The 18,895-nt window shown below is 68.1% G+C and carries 19 protein-coding genes; 5 read left to right on the forward strand and 14 right to left on the reverse strand.

Translation table 11 applies throughout. The features are described 5' to 3' along the window. The first annotated feature begins 212 nt into the window (after positions 1-212). Complete coding sequence (locus tag ACIGHN_RS25645) at positions 213-593, forward strand: DUF779 domain-containing protein (RefSeq protein ID WP_056171337.1); 381 nt, start codon at positions 213-215, stop codon at positions 591-593. A 56-nt stretch (positions 594-649) separates the two neighbouring features. Here the strand turns inward: ACIGHN_RS25645 and ACIGHN_RS25650 are convergent, their stop codons facing one another. After that, the gene (locus ACIGHN_RS25650; protein WP_396506967.1) at positions 650-2,635 is read right to left on the reverse strand and encodes a methyl-accepting chemotaxis protein; all 1,986 of its coding nucleotides are present in this window, start codon (positions 2,633-2,635) and stop codon (positions 650-652) included. A gap of 293 nt (positions 2,636-2,928) precedes the next feature. Between ACIGHN_RS25650 and ACIGHN_RS25655 the strand changes: the two genes are divergently transcribed. Further along, positions 2,929-3,369, forward strand: a complete 441-nt coding sequence (locus tag ACIGHN_RS25655; protein ID WP_056411072.1) for an acyl-CoA thioesterase — start codon at positions 2,929-2,931, stop codon at positions 3,367-3,369. Then, the gene (locus ACIGHN_RS25660; protein ID WP_396506969.1) at positions 3,366-4,316 is read left to right on the forward strand and encodes an EamA family transporter; all 951 of its coding nucleotides are present in this window, start codon (positions 3,366-3,368) and stop codon (positions 4,314-4,316) included. Before ACIGHN_RS25655 ends, ACIGHN_RS25660 begins: the two co-directional genes overlap by 4 nt. A gap of 114 nt (positions 4,317-4,430) precedes the next feature. Here ACIGHN_RS25660 and ACIGHN_RS25665 read toward each other — a convergent pair whose 3' ends face one another. The 13 genes from ACIGHN_RS25665 to def form a co-directional block, all read right to left on the reverse strand. Then, the gene (locus tag ACIGHN_RS25665; RefSeq protein ID WP_396506970.1) at positions 4,431-5,555 is read right to left on the reverse strand and encodes an ABC transporter substrate-binding protein; all 1,125 of its coding nucleotides are present in this window, start codon (positions 5,553-5,555) and stop codon (positions 4,431-4,433) included. Between the two features lie 251 nt (positions 5,556-5,806). Continuing rightward, on the reverse strand, positions 5,807-6,817 hold the full coding sequence (locus ACIGHN_RS25670) for a succinylglutamate desuccinylase/aspartoacylase family protein (protein WP_396506971.1): 1,011 nt from the start codon (positions 6,815-6,817) through the stop codon (positions 5,807-5,809). Beyond that, a complete protein-coding gene (locus ACIGHN_RS25675; RefSeq protein ID WP_056411084.1) occupies positions 6,814-7,803 on the reverse strand; it encodes a tripartite tricarboxylate transporter substrate binding protein in 990 nt (329 codons plus the stop codon). Before ACIGHN_RS25675 ends, ACIGHN_RS25670 begins: the two co-directional genes overlap by 4 nt. 310 nt (positions 7,804-8,113) lie before the next feature. Further along, positions 8,114-9,016 (reverse strand): LysR family transcriptional regulator, encoded by a 903-nt coding sequence (locus ACIGHN_RS25680; protein WP_396506973.1) that lies wholly within the window; start codon positions 9,014-9,016, stop codon positions 8,114-8,116. Between the two features lie 69 nt (positions 9,017-9,085). Then, positions 9,086-9,913 (reverse strand): orotidine-5'-phosphate decarboxylase, encoded by an 828-nt coding sequence (pyrF, locus tag ACIGHN_RS25685; RefSeq protein WP_396506975.1) that lies wholly within the window; start codon positions 9,911-9,913, stop codon positions 9,086-9,088. A gap of 147 nt (positions 9,914-10,060) precedes the next feature. Further along, entirely contained in the window at positions 10,061-10,618 is a 558-nt protein-coding gene (locus tag ACIGHN_RS25690) for a FlgO family outer membrane protein (RefSeq protein ID WP_056411090.1), read from the reverse strand. After that, positions 10,615-11,304 carry a hypothetical protein gene (locus tag ACIGHN_RS25695; protein WP_056411093.1) on the reverse strand — a complete coding sequence of 230 codons (690 nt, stop codon included), beginning with the start codon at positions 11,302-11,304 and terminating at the stop codon, positions 10,615-10,617. The genes ACIGHN_RS25690 and ACIGHN_RS25695 overlap by 4 nt, the downstream gene beginning before the upstream one ends. Positions 11,305-11,513: 209 nt before the next feature. Continuing rightward, positions 11,514-12,713 carry a phosphoglycerate kinase gene (locus tag ACIGHN_RS25700; RefSeq protein ID WP_396506977.1) on the reverse strand — a complete coding sequence of 400 codons (1,200 nt, stop codon included), beginning with the start codon at positions 12,711-12,713 and terminating at the stop codon, positions 11,514-11,516. Between the two features lie 163 nt (positions 12,714-12,876). Beyond that, on the reverse strand, positions 12,877-13,212 hold the full coding sequence (locus tag ACIGHN_RS25705) for an AzlD domain-containing protein (RefSeq protein WP_056411097.1): 336 nt from the start codon (positions 13,210-13,212) through the stop codon (positions 12,877-12,879). Next, positions 13,209-13,976, reverse strand: coding sequence for an AzlC family ABC transporter permease (locus tag ACIGHN_RS25710; protein WP_396507059.1), 768 nt, complete (start codon positions 13,974-13,976; stop codon positions 13,209-13,211). Before ACIGHN_RS25710 ends, ACIGHN_RS25705 begins: the two co-directional genes overlap by 4 nt. 53 nt (positions 13,977-14,029) lie before the next feature. Continuing rightward, on the reverse strand, positions 14,030-15,025 hold the full coding sequence (gene fmt, locus ACIGHN_RS25715) for a methionyl-tRNA formyltransferase (protein ID WP_396506979.1): 996 nt from the start codon (positions 15,023-15,025) through the stop codon (positions 14,030-14,032). A gap of 41 nt (positions 15,026-15,066) precedes the next feature. Continuing rightward, a complete protein-coding gene (locus ACIGHN_RS25720; RefSeq protein WP_056411102.1) occupies positions 15,067-15,567 on the reverse strand; it encodes a hypothetical protein in 501 nt (166 codons plus the stop codon). Further along, a complete protein-coding gene (gene def, locus ACIGHN_RS25725; RefSeq protein WP_056411104.1) occupies positions 15,564-16,073 on the reverse strand; it encodes a peptide deformylase in 510 nt (169 codons plus the stop codon). Before def ends, ACIGHN_RS25720 begins: the two co-directional genes overlap by 4 nt. Positions 16,074-16,272: 199 nt before the next feature. On the opposite strand from def, the gene ACIGHN_RS25730 reads away from it, so the two are divergent. Continuing rightward, a complete protein-coding gene (locus tag ACIGHN_RS25730) occupies positions 16,273-17,490 on the forward strand; it encodes a LysM peptidoglycan-binding domain-containing protein (protein ID WP_396506981.1) in 1,218 nt (405 codons plus the stop codon). A gap of 78 nt (positions 17,491-17,568) precedes the next feature. Further along, entirely contained in the window at positions 17,569-18,795 is a 1,227-nt protein-coding gene (gene dprA, locus ACIGHN_RS25735; protein WP_396506983.1) for a DNA-processing protein DprA, read from the forward strand. Positions 18,796-18,895 lie beyond the last annotated feature (100 nt).

Genomic DNA, 18,895 nt, shown 5'->3' on the forward strand with positions numbered 1-18,895 from the left:
TGCGGCGTTGCAAATACTCGCAATAGCTACGGCTATTGCTGCGTTTTGCGCCTTGCACTCCATCCCGATCCGCAGCGCACACTTGGCAGCTCGATCCGTGCAGAGGATCCCTAGCCAGGAACGGTTTGTGAACCGCTGGAGGCGCTGCTGCCGGTCCGCTGTTCCAGCGGGCCGGATCACTGCCATTGATGCTTGTGAATCAGGAGACACCCATGGTCGACAAAGTCATCGCCACACCTGCCGCGCTGGAGCTGGTGGCCTTTCTGCAAGCCAAGCATGGGCCTGCGCTGATGTTCCACCAGTCGGGCGGCTGCTGTGACAACAGTGCGGCCAACTGCTATCTGCCCGGTGAGATCACGATGGGCGCGGGCGATGTGTATCTGGGCGATATCGGCGGCTGCCCTTTCTACATCGGCCGCGCGCAGTACGAGACCTGGAAGCACACGCAGCTCATCATCGACGTGATCGAGGGCACGGGCGGGACGTTTTCGCTGGAGGGGCCCGAGGGCAAGGCGTTCCATACGCGCTCTCGGGTGTTCAGCGATGCGGAGCTGGCTGCGCTGGGCATCGAGCGCGGCGTGGCAGGCGGTTGAGGGGGCGGATTTTAAGGTAAACCGACCTCTACCGCTTGTCTGTAAAGCGCTAGCAGCTATCGAATTCGTAGCGATGGATGTGTGGGCGAGGCGGCCTGCTGGCGCACGCTGTCTTCGTCCCCCAGGCGGAACACCGACACCACCTGCACCAGGTCTTCGGCCTGGAGCTGCAGGCTGCCGGCGGCCGCGGCCATCTCTTCGACCAGCGCGGCGTTCTGCTGCGTGACCTGGTCCATCTGCGTCACGGCCTCGCCCACCTGGGCCACGCCCAGGGACTGTTCGTGGCTGGCGGTGCTGATCTCGCCCACGATGTCCGTCACGCGGCGGATGGCGCTGACCACCTCGTTCATCGTGCTGCCTGCGCGGTCCACCAGGGCGGTGCCGTGCTCCACGCGCTCCACGCTGGCGCTGATGAGGGCCTTGATCTCGCGGGCGGCCCCGGCACTGCGGCCGGCCAGGCTGCGCACTTCGCTGGCCACCACGGCAAAGCCGCGGCCCTGCTCGCCGGCGCGGGCGGCCTCGACCGCGGCATTGAGCGCCAGGATGTTGGTCTGGAACGCGATCGAGTCGATCACGCCGATGATGTCCGAGATCTTCTGCGACGACGCGTTGATGCCCTGCATGGTGTGCACCACCTGGGCCACCACTTCGCCGCCCTGCGCCGCCACGGTACTGGCGCTGTCGGCCAGCTGGCTGGCCTGGCGGGCGCTGTCGGCGTTCTGCCGCACGGTGGAACTCAGCTGCTCCATCGACGCCGCGGTTTCCTCCAGCGCGCTGGCCTGGCTCTCGGTGCGGGCCGACAGGTCGGTGTTGCCCTGCGCGATCTGCACGCTGGCCGTGGCCACGCTTTCGGAGCCGCTGCGCACCTGGCGCACCACCCCGGTGAGCTGCGTGCGCATCTGCAGCAGCGCCTGCAGCAACTGGCCCACTTCGTTCGTGCCGTGGGCGATGGGCGCGCCGCCCAGGTCGCCCTGGGCCACCGCGCGCGCCAGGCCCACGGCCTGCTTCAGGGGCTGCGTCATCGAGCGCACGAACACCAGGGCCATCGCGCAGGTGGCCGACAGCGTCACCGCCAGCGCCACCGCCACCCACAGCAGGCTTTGCTGCAGCCGCGCCACGCGGTCCTGCAGCGCCTGGGCGAGGCTGGCCAACGACTGCGTGTTGAGCGTGTTGAGCGCATCGATGGTGCGCGTGAGCGCGTCGAAGTAGTCCTTGGAGGCCATCTTGAGTTCGGGCGCGTTGATCACCTCGCGCTCGGCCAGCTGCAGCGATTGCTGGATCTGCGCCCGGATGTCCTGCACGCCGCTGCCCAGGGCCTGCCGGAGCGCCGCATCGCCTTGCAGCGCGCGTTCCAGCCCGCCGAAGGTGTCGCCCTGCAGCTCGACCACGCGCTGCTGCAGCACCAGCATCTGGCCCTGGGCCTCGGGGCTGAGCTGGCCGCGGCCGAGCGCGCCCGCGCCCTGCGCGCGCAGCAGGCCCAGCTTTTCGCCGAGCAGCGGCGCCTGGATCAGCGACGACTGGATGAGCGCCTGCGTGGGCGCTTCGGGATCGATCTGCAGGCCGTAGGCGTGCACCAGCGACGCGCTCAGCTGCAGCAGCGAGCCGATGAGCTGCGTGTGCTGCGCCGTGCTCTGCGCGAGCTCGATGCCGCGCGCGGCCACTGCCTGCTCCAGCGCGCGCCAGACCTGCTGTGCGTCCGTCCAGGCCGCAGCCTGGGCCGCGGGCACCTGTGCGCTGGCAAAGCGCTCGGTCACGTCGCGCAGCGCGGCCTCGACCGCCTCGCGCGCAGCGGGGCGGCGTGCCGCCAGCGACTCATCGCCGCCCAGCATGCCGGCCGACAGGCCCCGGTGCACCTGCACCGCCTGCACCAGCCGCGTGACGGCCTGCGCAGGCGGCACGCCGCGGGCCTCCTGCCGGGCGTGGCCGATGCCGCGCAGGGCGTCGGCCACATAGACGTACGTGGGCAGCGCGCTCATCATCAGCCCGAGGGTTCCGAGGATCAGGAATTTTTCGAGCAGGTTCAGTCGGTGAAGCAGTGACATGGCAGGGCGGCACGCCGGGGCGTGCAAGGTGAAAGCCGGCTCTGGCGTGGTCGGCCATCGCCGGTGGGCGGCGCGGCAGGCCGGGGCCGCAGGGTTGCTACGCAATGTAGGCAAGTGCGGCCTGCAGGGTGTTGACTCAGGTCAAGCTGTGGCGCCGGCCCCGGGCCTGCGCACCACCGGCGCTGCACCTACGTTCGCGCGCGGGCTGCACTGACGCGGCGCCCCCTGCAGCGCGCCGGGTGGCTGGTGATAATGGCTTTACACCCCCTGCACCGTTTTGATGGAGCACCCGCATGCAATCGATCACCCTGCGTTTCCTGGCGTCCCAAAGCACCCTGCCGCAGGCCGGCCGCGTGCCCGGCGGGACCGTGCTGCGCTGGGTGGATGAAGCCGGCTTTGCCTGCGCCAGCGCCTGGGCCAAGGGGCCGTGCATCACCGAGTTCGTCGGCGGCGCGCAGTTCATGCACCCCATCCGGCCCGGAGACCTGGTCGAAGTGCATGCCCGCCTGGCGGCGACCACGGACACGGCCATGCAGCTGGCGGTGGAGGTGCGCAGCGGCGGCCTGCACGGCGAGCCGCAGCAAGAGGTGCTGCACTGCGTGGCGGTCTACACCGCGGTGGACTCCGACGAGCAGCCCCGCACCATCGACAAATGGAGCCCCGAGACCCCCGGCGACATCGCGCTGGCGCAGCGCGTGCAGGCCCACATCGACGCGGCCCGCAGCGCGCAGTGACCGCGCACGGCACGGCGCAGGCGGCGCCACCGCTGCGGGCGCGAGACCTGATCATCGCGCTGGTCGTGGTGGTGTTGTGGGGCGTGAACTTCGTGGCCATGAAATGGGGGCTGCGCAGCTTCAGCCCCTTTCAGCTGGGCGTGGCGCGCTATGTGTTTGCGGCGCTGCCGCTGCTGCTGATGATCCGGCCGCCGCGCGTGCACTGGCGCTGGGTGCTGTGGTTCGGTCTGTTCCAGGGCGTGGGGCAATTCGGGTTCTTGTTCATTGCGATGAAGGCGGGCATGACGGCCAGCCTGGCCAGCGTGCTGCTGCAGACCCAGATGTTCTTCACGGCCCTGTTCGCGTTTGCGCTGCTGCGCGAGAAGCCGGGGCGTCCGCTGCTGTGGGGCTTGGCGCTGGCGGCGCTGGGCCTGGCGTGTTTTGCGATGAACCACCTCGGTCACGGCACCGTAGTCAGCGCCGCACAGGCCACCACATTGGCAGGCCTGCTGCTGACGCTGTGCGCTGCTGCGATGTGGGCCGCATCGCACATCGTGGCGCGGCTGGCACAGAACGCGAGCCCGGGTTACGACCCGCTGGCCTTCGTGATCTGGAGCAGCGTGGTACCCATCGTGCCGTTCATCGCACTGTCGGCAGTGTTCGACCCCGACGCCGCGCGCTGGCTGCAGTGGGACACCCTCGCCAGCGTGCCGCTGTCGGGCTGGGCTGCCGTCGCTTACCTGGGCTGGGCGGCCAACACCGTCGGCAATGCGTTGTGGACGAACCTGCTGCAGCGCTACCCCGCCAACCGCGTGGCGCCGTTCAGCCTGGCGGTGCCCGTGGTCGGGCTCACCGCGGGGATGCTGCTGCTGGGCGAAGGCGTGGCGCCCTGGCAGTGGGCGGGCATTGCGCTGATCGTGGCGGCGCTTGCCTGTGTGGTGCTGGGGCCCAGGCTCCAGAGAAGATAGCCCGCTACCGATTCACCGCCCCATTGTTTGCTATTGAAATGGGCGTGCCGTCGTGCCGTCGTGCCGTCGTGCCGTCGTGCCGTCGTGGCGGCGCAACCTGCCCCCGTCCCCCGGTCAGTTGATCGGCCTGCCCTGGCGCCCGATCATGGTCATGTCCACGAAGTCCGAGCCGTTGTGGTTGCCGGGGCTGAAAGTCACTTCGAACCCGCCCACATCCACCTTCATCCGGGACAGCGTCTGCAAAAAGCCCGCGCGCGTCGGTGCCGGACCGGTGCGCTGCAGCGCTGCGCAGAACACCTTGGCGGCGATGAAGCCCTCCAGCGAGATGTAGTCGGGCTGGGCGCCGGCCCCGCTGCTTTTGAGCAGGCGGTTGTACTCCTTGCTCACCTCCACCACCTGCTTGAACGGGTTGGGCACCAGCTGGGTGACCGAGATGCCGAAAGCCTGGTCGCCCAGCTCCTGCGCCAGTTGCCGTGCGCCGACGAGGCTGCGGGCGTAGTACTGCGCCTTGCGGCCGGTGGCGGCCTCGTAGCCTTGGATGAAAGCCACGGCGTCGGTGCCGGACACGCCCAGCAGCACGGCCTGGGTCTCGACGGGCGCGAGCTGGCGGATGGCGTCTTTTGGCTGGGCAGAGTTGTTGGCCATGCTGCCGGTGCCCACCAGGGTGGCGCCGTATTGCTTGAGCAAAGGCTCCAGCTCGGCGAGCAGCTCGTCGCCCGTCTTGCTGGTGTAGCGCACGAACGCAATCCTGCGGATGCCCAGCGTGGTGACGTGCCGGATGATCGCCTCCAGCTCGGCATGGAAGCTCGCGCGCACGGTGAAGACCATGGGGCTGCTGGAGCGGTACACGTCGCTGGCGCCGGTGTACGGCGCAAAGAACGGGACGTTGTACTTCGTCGCCACCGGAATCACCGCGCGGGCCACCGGCGTCCAGGTGTAGTGGGTCAGCGCGAAGGCGCCGTGCTGCTCGATGAGCTGGAGGGTGTTCTCCACCGCCAGCTCGGGCTTGTACTGGTCGTCGAGCGACACCAGGCGGATCTTGCGCCCGTGGATGCCGCCGCGGCGATTCACCTCGTTCAGGTACAGCAGCGCGCCGTCGCGGTACGCCGCCGCCTGGCTGGCAAAACTGCCGGTGAAGGACGCCGACTGGCCCAGGACGATTTCGTCCTTGGACACCTCTTGGGCAGCAGCATTCAAGGGGGCCAGCAGCAGTGCCCAGATCAACAACCAGACTTTCATGGCGATGTCCTTGTATTCGTGGAAAACAGTGGTCCCCATGACGCCGGGCTGTTCATCACAGCGGGTCATGCAGCGGGCATGGGAGGGGGTGAGGTCGCCCGCAGCGTGGGCGCGTGCGGGTGGGTTGGCAGCCGTGCAGTGGGAAGCTGCACGGCGGGCGATGGCGCTGGCCCAGCGTTGCCAGGCGCCAGCCATGGGATGTGCGAGAGCGCCTGTGCGCCCAGGCGCACGGACGGCGCCAAAGGGGCTGGCTAGGTCAGTGCCTTGCGGCGCGCAAAGCGCACCACCGTCACGCCCGCGCGGGCCTGGCGCACCGAGGGCATCACCAGCACGCAGTCGTCGTACGGTGTGGTCACTGGCACGCCGTCGTTGTCGCCGATGACGGTGCCCGCTTTTTCAAACACCTCGAGGCCTGTGTAGGGCGCCACGAACCGGAACGCGCTGCTGGTGGCCACGACCGGGCCGGTCACCTCCAGCGCCCACTGGCGGGGTGCATCGGGCAGGCGCCAGCCGGGTAGCTGCGCTGCCAGCGCGGCGGGACTGATCACGCCGGACTGCTCCAGAAAGCGCACGCACTGGTCCTGCGCCACGGCGCGGCTGGCGGGGTCGCCATGAAAGCCGCATTCGACCAGCAGCGATCGGGTGTCGGCGGCCGCGCCCTCTCCATCGTTGTCGGGCAATCCGAAGCGGCCGTAGTCGCGCATGCGCACGCCGTCCTTGTGGCCCGCGTCGACCACGACGTGCTCGGGTGAGCGCATGGCGCGCGCCAGCGCCAGGTTGCGCGGCTGGATGCCGGTGAGCAGCAGCGGGGCCGAAGGCTCGTGCATGGAGTGGATGTCCAGCAGCCAGTCCGCGCGCGCCACGAAGGGCCGCAGGGCCCCGGCGCGGCGGCGTTCCGCGGTGTCGGCCGCGTCGATGCGCTCGTCGAGCCACTGGCGGTTGAGGTCTTCGTCGGTGAAGCGCGAGGCATCGTGGCTTGCGGCATCGAACCGGTCGAACGCGGCGAGGTTGCAGAACGCGAGCGTGAGCGAGCCGGACTCTGGCCGCACGCCGGCTTCGAGCAGGCCCTGGATCGCCCAGGCGCCGCACAGCTCGTTGCCGTGCACCAGCGCGCTGATCATCACGTGGCGCCCGGGCTGGCCCGAGTCGAAGTGCCACACCCCTTCGGTGCCGGTGTTGCCGGCGCGCCAGGCGCTGATGTCGGGCGCGGGCAGTTCGAACACCAGCGGCTCTGCGGCGGAATGGTTGGCGGTAGGGTTCATTCTTCGATCTTGGCGAATTCAACGATCTTCTTGTACTTGGCCACTTCGGCAGCAAGGTACTGGTCGATGTTCACGTTCGTGGCCGCCACCGTGGAGCCGGTGGCTTCCATCTTCTTTCGGAACTCGGGCGACTGCAGGCTGTCGTTCAGCGCCTTCTTCACCTTGTCGAACACGGGCTTGGGCAGGTTGGCCGGGGCCAGCAGCGCGAACCACACGCCGATGTCCACGTTCTTGAACTGGGGCGACTCGGCCAGGGCCGGGATGTCGGGCGTGGTGGGCGAGCGCTTGGCTTCGGTGGTGCCCAGGGCGATCACCTTGCCGCTCTTGATGTGCGGCAGGCCGCTGGAGAGCACGAACACGCCGAATTCCAGGTTGTTGCCCAAGAGGTCGTTGGTCAGCGGCGCCACGCCGCGGTAGGGTATGTGCGTCATGAACAGCTTGCCCTGCTCCTTGACCATCTCGCCGGCCAGGTGCAGCGACGTGCCCACGCCCGAGCTGCCGTAGCTGAACTTGCCGGGGTTCTTCGACACCTTCTGGGTGAACTCGGCCACGTTCTTCACGCCCGAGCCGGCGGACGCCACCAGCACCAGCGGCTGCGAGGCGATGAGGCCGATGGCGGTGAAGTCCTTCACGTCGTACTTCACCTTCTTGGTCACCAGCTTGTTGATGGCGATCTCGTTGCTGGCGCCCACCAGCAGCGTGTAGCCGTCCGGCGCCGCGCTGGCCACCTTCTGTGCGCCGATGGCACCGCCCGCGCCGCCGATGTTCTCGATCACCACCGGCACGCCCAGCTTGTTGCCCAGCTCGGTCGCCACGGTGCGCGCGGTCAGGTCGGTGCTGCCGCCCGGCGGGTAGCCCACGACGATGGTGATGGGCTTGGAGGGGTAGGCATCCTGCTGCGCCCAAGCCGGGGCGGCGGCCAGGGCCGCCAGGGCGCACAGCAGCGCGGTGCGGCGCAGGGGGGAGGACAAAGACGGATGGTGCATGGTGTGGGTCCGGGTCGGTGGTGTTGTGGGCTGCTGCAAGCCGCCACGGGGTCAGGATTACGCGGCCGCCCAGGGTTGGTGCGGGTGTCGTAAAACTTCCTGCGGCGTAACCCATTGTCGAAAATACGATCTGCTGTGTTGGTGCTGAAACGGCACCAACCGTTGCCAATCCGTACCGGTTGTGCAGGGAAAACCCCTGCGTGATGAATGAATCCACCAATGCATGTGTCGCATCCACGCCGGACCTGAGCAGTACCTGAGCGGCACCTAGGCCGCATCGATGCTGCATTCGTGCTGCATCGGCGGGGCATCACCGCTGTGACAGGGCCTTCCACAGTGCCTCGGCCAGCGGCCCCAGGCGGCGCTTGGGCCGGTACAGGCGCACATCGAAGCGCACCTCCATGCGCGCATCGCCCGCAGGCGCAAGGCGGCGCGCCTTGCAGTCGGCATGCACCATGGACCAGGGCAGCCAGGCCACGCCCAGGCCCTTTTGCACGTATTCGTAGTGCGCGTCGGCCGAGTCGCACTCCACCACCCGCTGCAGGCGCGGGGCGTGCGGGTTGTGCGCCAGGTGGTCCTCCACCAGCCGGCCCAGGGCCAACTGCGGTGCGTAGGCGAGGTAGGGCACGGCATCGGTGGTGCCCTGTGGGCCGAATCGGTACATGGCATGGCCCTGCGCGGTGGCGCGCGACACCGGCACCAGCCGGTCCGAGGCCACGGTCATGTGCAGGAACTGCCGCGCATCGAGCCGGATGGCGAGCGCCGGGTGGTGGTAGACCAGCGAGAAGTCGGCCTCGTTGCGCTCCAGCAGGGCCACGGTGTCGGCCAGCGCGCGGGTGCGGATGCACAGCTCGCCACCTTGCAGCAGCGGCTGCAGGCGCACCAGCCAGTCGGCCACCACGGTGCGCGCCAGCGTGCGGCCCGTGGCCAGCGTCACGGTGCGGGCCTGCCGGCCGGCCAGGCTTTGCAGTTCCTCGTGCGACTGGGCGAGGTTGCGGGCCAGCTGGCCTGCCGTCTCGAGAAAGCTGTGACCGGCCGGCGTGAGCGTGACCGGGCCGCCCGTGCGTTCGACCAGCGGCGTGCCCGCCCAGGCCTCCAGCGCCCGGATGCGGCGGCCGAAGGCCGGGTGGGTGACATGCCGCAGCTCGGCCGCGCGGGTGAAGCTGCGTTCCTGCGCGAGGACGATGAAGTCTTCAAGCCACTTGAGCTGCATGGCAGGAGGGGTGGGGGGCTGGCCGAACGGGTCGTGGCGTTGTGCGTCGGCTGGCGGTACCGCGCCGCCCTAGCGGCTGCGCGAGGCTTCGAGCACGGCGCGGGTGCGCTGCGCCTCGGTGCGCGCTGCGTCCGCAAAGTCGTCGCCCTTGGAGGCGTACAGGATGGAGCGCGACGAGTTCACGATGATCGGCCCGCCGTCGCGCAGCCCTGCACGCACGGTGGCTGCGGCGTCGCCGCCCTGCGCGCCCACGCCGGGGATCAGCAGCGGCAGCGTGGGCGCAATGGCGCGCACGCGCTCGATCTCCTGCGGGTAGGTCGCGCCCACCACCAGGCCGAGCTGGCCGTTCTTGTTCCAGGGCCCCTGCGCCAGGCGCGCCACATGTTCGTACATCAGCGGCTCGCCCTCCACGCTGGCCAGGCGCTGAGTCTGCAGGTCGTCGCCACCCGGGTTGGAGGTGCGGCACAGCAGGAACGCGCCCTTGCCGTGGTAGGCCAGGTAGGGCTCGATGGAGTCAAAGCCCATGAAGGGCGAGAGCGTGACCGCATCGGCGCCGTAGCGCTCGAAGGCCTCCTTGGCGTACTGCTCGGCTGTGGAGCCGATGTCGCCCCGCTTGGCATCCAGGATCACCGGCACGTGCGGTGCGTTGGCCCGCATGTGCTGCATCAGGCGCTCAAGCTGGTCTTCGGCGCCGTGCGCGGCAAAGTAGGCGATCTGTGGCTTGAAGGCGCAGACCAGGTCGGCCGTGGCGTCCACGATGGCGGCGCAAAAATCGTAGATCTTGTGCGCATCGCCCTGCATCCCCGCAGGAAACCGCGTGGGCTCCGGGTCCAGGCCCACGCACAGCAGGGAGTTGTTCTGCGCCGTGGCGTCGCGCAGCATGTCGGTGAAGGTCATGGGGCGTGATTTTAAGTGGGGGGCTGCCCGGTGCCTTCCGGTTTTCTGCTGCTGCAGTGCCTGGGCCGCTGGTGGCCAGCCATGACGGCCTTCGCCGGGGCAATAAAAAAGGCCGTCGAAACGGCCTTGGAGTCGGGAGACTGCAGCTCAGCGCTGCACGGTCAGCAGGCGCTGCACGTCGCGGTCGTTGGGCAGTGCGTAGTCGTAGCCGCGGATGATGCGGCTGTCTTCGGTGCGCACCAGCTTCAGGCTCACGTAGGTGTAGTTGGCGGCAGCCGAGTACGTGCCCACGAGCACCAGCGACGCGTTGTGGTTGCGTGCGATGTCCTTGATCTCGCGCGACAGCAGCAGCTCGCCCGCGCCTTCGCGCACGAACACGTCGCCGCGCAGCTTGATTTCCTTCACATCGAAGCCGGTGGCGGCCATGTGCGAGGCATATTGCTCGGACAAGGTGCGGCCCAGGGGTGCAGAGCGGCTCAGGTCGTTCACGTTGACCACGGTGGCCACGAGGACGGGGCCGGTGCCGGTGGCGGTCAGGTCAAAGCCCGCGGTCAGCTTCGACACAGCGTCGCGGCTGCTGTTGAGGAACTGGTTGTTCGAGGCTTCCTGGTAGGTCGGCTCGTTGCGGATGGTCGTGCCATTGTTGGCGCAGCCGGCCAGCAAAGCTGCTGCGGCCAGCGCGGTCAGAAGTGCAGCGGATTTCATTGCGAGACCACCTTCATGTTGACGTGCTTGTAGTAGGACGGACGCAGGAACAGCGGCGTGTCCGCATTCTCCAGGTAGTAGACGTCGGTCTTGCGGGCCACATACTGGCCGCCGCGCGTGACGGTGGTGGTCAGGATCAGCTCGGTATTGGTCGGGCCGCCCGAGTTGATGCTGGAGCCGTAATCTGCCAGGCCGGTGAAGCCCAGCGTAGCCAGCAGTTGCGTGTCGATGTGCTCGTGGCGCAGGCCATAGGCGGCCATCAGGCCCGCAGCGATCATGGTGAACTGGCCGGGGATGAAGTGGGGGCGTTCGCTGTTGTGACGCACCACCTGGGTGTTGTACGTGACGGTGAGCGTCTGGCCGGGGTCTTGCAGCACGGGCGCGCCGCTTTGCACGAGCTTGGTGATCAGGAAGTCACGGAAAGCCAGGTCGAAGGGGCTGGGGTTGGGCGGCTGGGCCACGAACAGCGCAGTGCCGGGGGCCGTGCCGGCCTTGTCGAGCGTGCTCAGCGTCTGGGCCACCACGTCGTTGGAGAGCAGTTCCCAGTGGCCTGCGGAGCGCACCTTGGGTTGGACCGTCAGCTCAAAGTTCTCTGCGAGAGGGATGGGCGAACGGTAGGCGCACCCTGCCAACGTTGCCACGGCGCCAGCGAGTACCGCCAAGCTGACTGCTTTTGAAAATTTCATGATTCCCTCCTACGGACTTTGAGAGGCGGGGACATGAACAGATACATCCCACGCGATTGAAAAATAATTCTGGGCGGGATACTCAACAAAAACAAGAAAAAATTGAGGTAACTGCGCCCAGCCGCTCGCAATTCGTTGTTTTTGGTCACAGTTGCATGTGACTGCTTACGCGCAGTCGCATGCGCTTGCGACTATATACGTAACAAATATCAACCGGCGGTAACCGCGCGTTTTTCGAGAATGTCGAATGCGGGCAGCGTCTTGCCCTCCAGCACCTCCAGGAAGGCGCCGCCGCCGGTGGAGATGTAACCCACCTGCTTTTCGATGCCGTACTTGGCGATGGCAGCCAGCGTGTCGCCGCCGCCGGCAATGCTGAAGGCGGGGGATTCGCCGATGGCCTTGGCGATCTCGCGGGTGCCGTTTTCAAAGGCCGCAAACTCGAACACGCCCACCGGGCCGTTCCAGACGATGGTGCCGGCCGATTTGAGCTGGGCGGCGAGCCGGGCGGCGGTCTCCGGGCCGATGTCCAGGATGAGGTCGTCCTCGGCCACGTCCTTGGCGGCCTTGACGGTCGCGGGTGCGTCGGCGGAGAACGCCTTGGCAGTGACCACGTCGGTGGGGATCGGCACGTCCGCGCCCCGGGCCTTCATCGCGGCGATCACTTCGCGCGCCGCGTCCAGCAGGTCGGGCTCGGCCAGGCTCTTGCCGATGGGCAGGCCGGCGGCCAGCATGAAGGTGTTGGCAATGCCGCCGCCCACGATGAGCTGGTCGACCTTGTCGGCCAGGCTCTTCAGGATGGTGAGCTTGGTCGATACCTTGGAGCCCGCGACGATGGCGGCCAGGGGGCGCTGGGGCTGCGCCAGGGCCTTGGTCAGGGCGTCGATCTCGGCCGACAGCAGCGGGCCTGCGCAGGCGATGGGCGCGAACTGGGCGATGCCGTAGGTGGTGCCCTCGGCGCGGTGGGCGGTGCCGAACGCGTCGTTCACGAAGATGTCGCACAGGGCGGCCAGCTTCCTGGCCAGGTCTTCCTTGTTCTTCTTTTCGCCCACGTTCAGGCGGCAGTTCTCCAGCAGCACGACCTGGCCGGGCGCCACGGTCACGCCGTCGACCCAGTCGGCCACCAGCGGGACCTCGCGGCCCAGCAGTTCGGACAGGCGTGCAGCCACCGGCGCCAGCGAGTCTTCGGGCTTGAACTCGCCTTCGGTCGGGCGGCCCAGGTGGCTCGTCACCATAACGGCGGCACCGGCGTCCAGCGCCATGCGGATGCAGGGGATCGAGGCGCGGATGCGGGTGTCTTCGGTGATGCGGCCGGCGTCATCCTGCGGCACGTTCATGTCGGCACGGATGAAGACGCGCTGGCCTTGGGCCTTGCCTTGGGCGCACAGATCGGAGAAGCGGAGGATGTTCATGGCAGAGAGGTAGAAGGAGAAAAAGGGCTCGCGGCGGCCATTTTAGTAACCGCGGTGAGGGCGTCAGCTCGCCCATGCCAGTGCACCCGTGGATCTGGCTTTGCCAGGCCACCGGGTGCGTCCCCCTAGGGGAAGTCGCGCAGCGACTCAGGGGGAGCCTATTTCACCAGCCCAACCCGATGTGCAGCGGCAGGTAGATCACCATGCCCACGACGATGGTCCCGAGGATGCCCCGCTTCCAGAAGTAGTAGCCACTGGCGCACAGCACGGCCGGCAGGCGGGCGTCCATGAACGTGTCGATGAACTCACCCTGGGTCATGAGGATCTCGGGCGCGATGACGGCGGCCAGCGCGGCCAGCGGCGCGTACTTGAGTCCGCGCTTGAGCCAGTCGGGCAGGGGCAGCTCGCGGTCCGGGATCATGAAGAATGCGCGCGAGACCAGGGTGATGACCGCAAGGCCCAGGATGGCGATGGCCGGCTCGATCCAGGCAAGGCTCATGGGTGGCGCTCCTCGCGCAGCGGCACGACGTCGCCCGCCTTCACGTGCTCGCGCTCTTCGGGCGGCAGCACGCTGTCGGCTGGCAACAGCACCACTTCGGGTTTGTGGCGGCGGCGGTCCACGGCTTCCATGAGCAGGCCGGCCGCCACGGCCGCCGCAATGGCCACCAGGATGTTGAGCTTGAGCGGCAGGGCGAATGCCGCCACGGCTGCGGTGGCCGCCACCCCTGTCGCCAGCCAGGTGGCGCGGTCGAACAGCAGCGACAACAGCACGCCCAGCAGTGCCAGCACGCCGGCAAACCCCAGGCCCCACGACAGCGGAACGGCGTTGGCCAGCAGGATGCCCGCAATGGACGGCACCTGCCAGGCCAGCCAGTTGGTGCTGGCCGCCCCCCAGAAGTACGGTACTTGCTCAGGTTGCGGGCGGGGCTCTGGAAAGCGCTTCATGAAGCCCACGTAGATCACGTCACCGCTGAAGTAGCCCACCGCCAGCCGCTGGCGCAGCGGCAGGTGGCCGAAGTAGCTGCGCCACATGCTGCTGAAGATCACGAAACGCAGGTTCACGCAGCTGGCCGTGAGCCACACCACCCACAGCGGCGCCCCCACGGCGATCAGCGGGATGACCGCCAGTTGCGCGCTGCCCGCGTAGACCACCAGCGACATGAACAGGGCCATGCCGACGGGCAGCCCGCTCTTGACCATGACGACGCCGGTGACCAGGCCCCAGGCGGCGATGCCCAGCGACGTGCCGGCCATGTCGACCATGGCCAGGCGGAAGGAGGGGTGGCGCAGCGTGTGGCGAATGCGCGCGATGCGGCTCATCCGGGTGCCGCTGCCGCAGCCGCCATAGGCGCCGCGCCCAGCACCATGCCCGGTGTCAATGCGAAACCGCGCAGGAAGTCTGCGGCGGCCAGCCGCTTGCCGCCTGCGCGCTGCAGGGTGGTCAGGCGCAGCGTGCCCTCTCCGCAGGCCACGGTCACACCGTCGTCGCTGACCGACAAAACCTCGCCATGGCGCGCATGGGGTGCGCCCTCGGTGCTATCAATTTTGTAGCCCCAGACCTTGATGGCCTCGCCTGCACAGTCGGTGCTGGCGCCGGGAAACGGGTCAAAGGCACGGATGCGCTGGCCGATCGCCGGCGCTGGCAGCGACCAGTCGATGGTGCTTTCGGATTTTTCGATCTTGTGCGCGTAAGTGACGCCCTCGGCAGGCTGGGGCTCGGCCTGCAGGCCGCCGCAGGCCGCCAGTTCCAGTGCCTCGACGATCATCCGCCCGCCCAGGGCCGCCAGCCGGTCGTGCAACACGGCGGTGGTGTCCGCCGCGCCGATGGGGGTGCGTTCGGTCAGCAGCATGTCGCCGGTGTCCAGGCCTGCGTCCATCTGCATGATGGTGACACCGGTTTCGGCATCGCCTGCCTCGATGGCGCGGTGGATGGGTGCCGCGCCGCGCCAGCGGGGCAGCAGGCTGGCGTGGATGTTGAGGCAGCCTTGGGGCGGAAGGTCCAGCGTCCACTGCGGCAGGATGAGTCCGTAGGCTGCCACCACCATGACATCGGCCCCCACAGCCAGCAGCGCCTCGCGCGCCGCCGCCGCTTCCTCAGGGTACTTGCCGTCGAGCCGCAGGCTGCGCGGCTGCGCCACGGCGATGCCATGCGTCTGGGCGCACTGCTTGACGGGCGAGGCCTGCAGCTTCATGCCGCGGCCGGCCGGGCGGTCCGGCTGGGTGAGGACGAGCGGCACCTGAAAGCCGGCCGCCAGAAGCTGCTCCAGCGCCACGCGGGCGAACTCGGGGGTGCCGGCAAAGATGACTCTCATGGAAACAAGGGTGTCGTGATCACGGGTGCCGCTGGGCGCCGTCAGTCGCGTGTGTTGTCGAAGTTGGGCAGTTCGTCGGTGAACATCACCATCCGCACCACACCCTGGCGGTCCAGGTGTACGTGGGCCAGGCGCGGGTCGGAGTTCTGCCGGAAGCGGTACGTCCAGATGTCGCCGTCAAAGCGTGCCACCCGCTCCACGCGCAGCGGCGGGCCGAAGGTGCCCTGCACATCGCGGACCGTCCAGATGCCGACGGGAATGGTCTCGAAACGCGTCTGCGTGAGGACCTGTTCATTGCGCACCAGCCTGCCGGACGCATCGAAGTCGAGGTTGTAAGCGGCAAATCCGGCGGGAAGCTCCGAGTACAGCAGCCGCTCGCCCGACGGCAACGCCACCACGGCGGTCGGTGGCCCTTGCCGGGCCATGACCTCCGCACGCAGCGCGCCGGGCTTTTCGCTGGCCACCAACGCGCAGCCCGCCACCAGCGCCGCCAGCGCCAGCACTCCGCCGCCCCGCAGGGCGCGAAGCGCCGTGCCCGTCACTCTCGGGCCCCCCGCTGCTGCTTGAGCATCTTGGTCTTGATCCGGTTGCGCTTGAGCGGTGAGAGGTACTCCACGAAGACCTTGCCCAGCAGGTGGTCCATCTCGTGCTGGATGCACACCGCCAGCAGGCCATCGGCCTCGATGACGCGCGACTGGCCATCGGCGTCGAGGGCGCGCACATGGACGGCATCGAAGCGCTCCACGCCGTCGTAGATGCCGGGCACCGACAGGCAGCCCTCGTCATTGAGGTGCTTTTCGGCGCTGGCCCAGACGATCTCGGGGTTGATCAGCACCAGAGGCTGGTCGCGCCCCTCGGAGACATCGATCACGACGAGGCGCTCGTGCACATCGACCTGCGTCGCCGCCAGGCCGATGCCCTGGGCGTCATACATGGTCGCCAGCATGTCGGCCACCAGGGCCCGGGTGCGGTCATCGACGGCCTCCACGGGGCGTGCGACCTTGTGGAGCCGGGGGTCCGGGTAACAGAGAATGGGAAGGATTGCCATGGATGCAGGTAAGAGATGTCGCTATTTTCGCCACTTTTGCCGCCCGCTGCAGTATTGCAAGCCAATAATCGTTGCCGAATCAAGGGCTTGAGCAGAGAATCTAAAAAGGTTTGTAACTTAGTTGCCTGGTTGTTCGCGTGGCGCGAAAGCTAAGGCGCCAGTGAGGGGGCGTTTCACAATGCATGAGAAAAGGAACAACATGACGGCATTCACCAGCGTGCGGCGGACCGCCATGGGCGCGCTCACCATCGTTGCTGGCGCTGTTTTGGTGACCCTGCCCGCTCAGGCGCAGAACTACCCCATCTCCGGAGAGCAGCGTGCCACTGCACAGCAGGTGTCCGAGCGGGGCATTCCGCTGGCCGAACTCGCCGCCAGCGCCCCCGACACCTACACCGTCAAGCGCGGCGACACGCTGTGGGGCATCTCGGGCATGTACCTCAAGCGGCCTTGGCGCTGGCCTGAGCTGTGGGGGATGAATCTCAAAGCCATTCCGAACCCGCACTTGATCTTTCCCGGGCAGACGCTGTATCTCGAGAGAGACGGTGGCTACGCTCGCCTGAGCACCACCCCGCGCGGCACGCAGTCGTCGGGCACCGAGACTGTGCGTGTGTCGCCACGCACCCGCTCAGACAGCTTGGCCGACACCGCGCTTCCCACCCTCAAGCCGCACCTGATAGAGCCTTTCCTTGTGGAGCCTTTGGTGGTTGACGCGCAGGAGTTGCAGCGCGCGCCCCGCATCGTGGCCACGACCGAAGACCGCGTGCTGATGGCCAGCGGTGACCGTGCGTATGTCAGGGGAGACGCAGCCTCCCCCGTCCGTCAGGAACCGGGCGAGCCGCGGTTCTTCCGCGTCTTCCGCGATGCGGTACCCATGAAGGACCCGGTGACGGGCGAGATCCTGGGGTATGAGGCCCAATACCTGGGCAAGGCCGAACTGGTGCGGGGCGAGTCCTTTGAGGAGACCCCCAACGGCAAGGGAGGCTTTGTCTCCGAATACGTGCCCGCCACAGTGGATTTGTCCTCTACCAAGGAAGAGATCCGTGCCGGTGACCGCCTGCTGCCAGCGCCCGAGCGCGTCTTCACCAGCTACACGCCCCGCGCCCCGCAAATGGATGTTGACGCCCGGGTGGTGTCCATCTACGCCAGTTTTGCTGCGGCCTACGCGGGGCAGAATCAGGTCGTTGCCATCAACCTGGGTTCCCAGGACGGCATCGAGTCCGGCCATGTGCTGACGCTCATGACCCGAGGCGAGCGAATCAAGGACAAGACCGACAGCGAACGCGCGACGATCAAGTTGCCGAGCGAGGTCAACGGAACGGCGATGGTGTTCCGTACCTTCGACCGCGTCTCCTATGCGCTTTTGCTGGAGATCAAGGGCGGTGTTCGTGTCGGGGATCGCCTCGTCAACCCCCGCTGATTGACTGACTGACGTCCCCGCCGCTGTCGTCTGCCCTCGCGCGTAGTCGATGCGCGGCAGCTGTGCCCAATCCCGTTCATGGACCGCGAAGAACTCGGCGCATGGTTGCGCCTGACCCTGAGCCAGGGCGTTGGCAACAGCACGGCGCGCGCCCTGCTGGCTCGGTTTGGCTTGCCGCAAGCGATCTTTCAGCAGCCTGAAGCCGAGCTTCGGCAGCACGTGACCGCACCCCAGGCCCGGGCTCTGTGCACGGTGCCGGGCACCTGGGACTCGCTGGTGGAGCTGACCTGGCGCTGGCTGCACGAGGCCGACCCGCAGGGGCCTGCGCGCGCCGTCATCACCCTGGGCGACACCCGTTATCCGCAGGGGCTGCTGGAGACCGAAGACCCCCCGCTTGTGCTGTACCTGTTGGGGCCCGCCCGCTTGCTGGCGCACGCCCCGTTCCCTGCCGGGCGTTGCCTGGCGGTGGTGGGCAGCCGCAATCCGACGGCCCAGGGCGCCGAGAATGCGCGGTTGTTTTCCAGGGCGCTGCATGGCGCCGGTTTGACCATCGTCTCGGGGCTGGCCCTCGGCGTGGATGCCGCCGCGCACGAAGGTGCGCTGGACGTGGCGACGGCGGAGGCCGCGGTGGCTTCCACCATCGCCGTGGTGGGCACGGGGCTGGATCGGGTCTACCCCCGCAGGAATCTCGATCTTGCGCACCGCATTGCGGCCCGCGGACTGCTGGTCAGCGAATACCCGCTGGGCACGCCGCCCCTGCCCGCCAATTTTCCCAAGCGCAACCGCATCATCTCCGGCGTGTCGCAAGGCACCCTGGTCGTGGAGGCCGCGCTGGCGTCCGGCTCCCTCATCACGGCGCGCATGGCCGTTGAACAGGGCCGTGAGGTTTTTGCCATTCCCGGCTCGATCCACGCACCGCAGTCGCGGGGTTGCCATGCCCTGATCCGCCAGGGCGCCAAGCTGGTGGAGTCGGCGCAGGATGTGCTGGAAGAGTTGCGCCTGCCGCCTTGCGCGCAGCAGTCGGCACCTCCACCCGCGCAGGCGGCCACCAATGGCATGACCGACATCGATGGCGTCGATCATGTCGATCATGTCGATGACGCTGGCAACGCAGAAGTGAACACCCCGGTGCCCGAGACCCCGCTGCTCCAGGCGCTGGGGTTTGATCCCATCAGTGCGGACGCGCTGGTGGCGCGCACGGGCATGGCGGCCGCGGCCTTGCAGGTGGGCTTGCTGGAGCTGGAACTGGACGGCCGGGTGGCACGCCTGCCGGGCGGCCTGTTTCAGCGCCTGGCATCCGCCTGAGCGCTGCGTTGGCGGGGGCGGGACCCGGCGACAAGGCCAGGCGCGAACGTTGAGGAGACCGGGCGCTACACCGCGCCGGCCGCCGCTGCCGCAGCAGCGC

Origin of the sequence: Acidovorax sp. NPDC077693 (genome assembly GCF_044542805.1) — a bacterium.
In the GTDB taxonomy this organism is placed as follows: domain Bacteria; phylum Pseudomonadota; class Gammaproteobacteria; order Burkholderiales; family Burkholderiaceae_C; genus Acidovorax.

Coding starts and splice junctions, on each gene's coding strand:
- ACIGHN_RS25710 (WP_396507059.1), bottom strand. CDS start 13,976: ATGGTCGACATGGCCGGCACGTCGCTGGGCATCGCCGCCTGGGGCCTG.
- ACIGHN_RS25730 (WP_396506981.1), top strand. CDS start 16,273: ATGACGGCATTCACCAGCGTGCGGCGGACCGCCATGGGCGCGCTCACC.
- ACIGHN_RS25675 (WP_056411084.1), bottom strand. CDS start 7,803: ATGCACCATCCGTCTTTGTCCTCCCCCCTGCGCCGCACCGCGCTGCTG.
- ACIGHN_RS25665 (WP_396506970.1), bottom strand. CDS start 5,555: ATGAAAGTCTGGTTGTTGATCTGGGCACTGCTGCTGGCCCCCTTGAAT.
- ACIGHN_RS25670 (WP_396506971.1), bottom strand. CDS start 6,817: ATGAACCCTACCGCCAACCATTCCGCCGCAGAGCCGCTGGTGTTCGAA.
- ACIGHN_RS25690 (WP_056411090.1), bottom strand. CDS start 10,618: ATGAAATCCGCTGCACTTCTGACCGCGCTGGCCGCAGCAGCTTTGCTG.
- ACIGHN_RS25655 (WP_056411072.1), top strand. CDS start 2,929: ATGCAATCGATCACCCTGCGTTTCCTGGCGTCCCAAAGCACCCTGCCG.
- ACIGHN_RS25695 (WP_056411093.1), bottom strand. CDS start 11,304: ATGAAATTTTCAAAAGCAGTCAGCTTGGCGGTACTCGCTGGCGCCGTG.
- dprA (WP_396506983.1), top strand. CDS start 17,569: ATGGACCGCGAAGAACTCGGCGCATGGTTGCGCCTGACCCTGAGCCAG.
- ACIGHN_RS25650 (WP_396506967.1), bottom strand. CDS start 2,635: ATGTCACTGCTTCACCGACTGAACCTGCTCGAAAAATTCCTGATCCTC.
- ACIGHN_RS25700 (WP_396506977.1), bottom strand. CDS start 12,713: ATGAACATCCTCCGCTTCTCCGATCTGTGCGCCCAAGGCAAGGCCCAA.
- def (WP_056411104.1), bottom strand. CDS start 16,073: ATGGCAATCCTTCCCATTCTCTGTTACCCGGACCCCCGGCTCCACAAG.
- ACIGHN_RS25680 (WP_396506973.1), bottom strand. CDS start 9,016: ATGCAGCTCAAGTGGCTTGAAGACTTCATCGTCCTCGCGCAGGAACGC.
- ACIGHN_RS25705 (WP_056411097.1), bottom strand. CDS start 13,212: ATGAGCCTTGCCTGGATCGAGCCGGCCATCGCCATCCTGGGCCTTGCG.
- ACIGHN_RS25645 (WP_056171337.1), top strand. CDS start 213: ATGGTCGACAAAGTCATCGCCACACCTGCCGCGCTGGAGCTGGTGGCC.
- fmt (WP_396506979.1), bottom strand. CDS start 15,025: ATGAGAGTCATCTTTGCCGGCACCCCCGAGTTCGCCCGCGTGGCGCTG.
- pyrF (WP_396506975.1), bottom strand. CDS start 9,913: ATGACCTTCACCGACATGCTGCGCGACGCCACGGCGCAGAACAACTCC.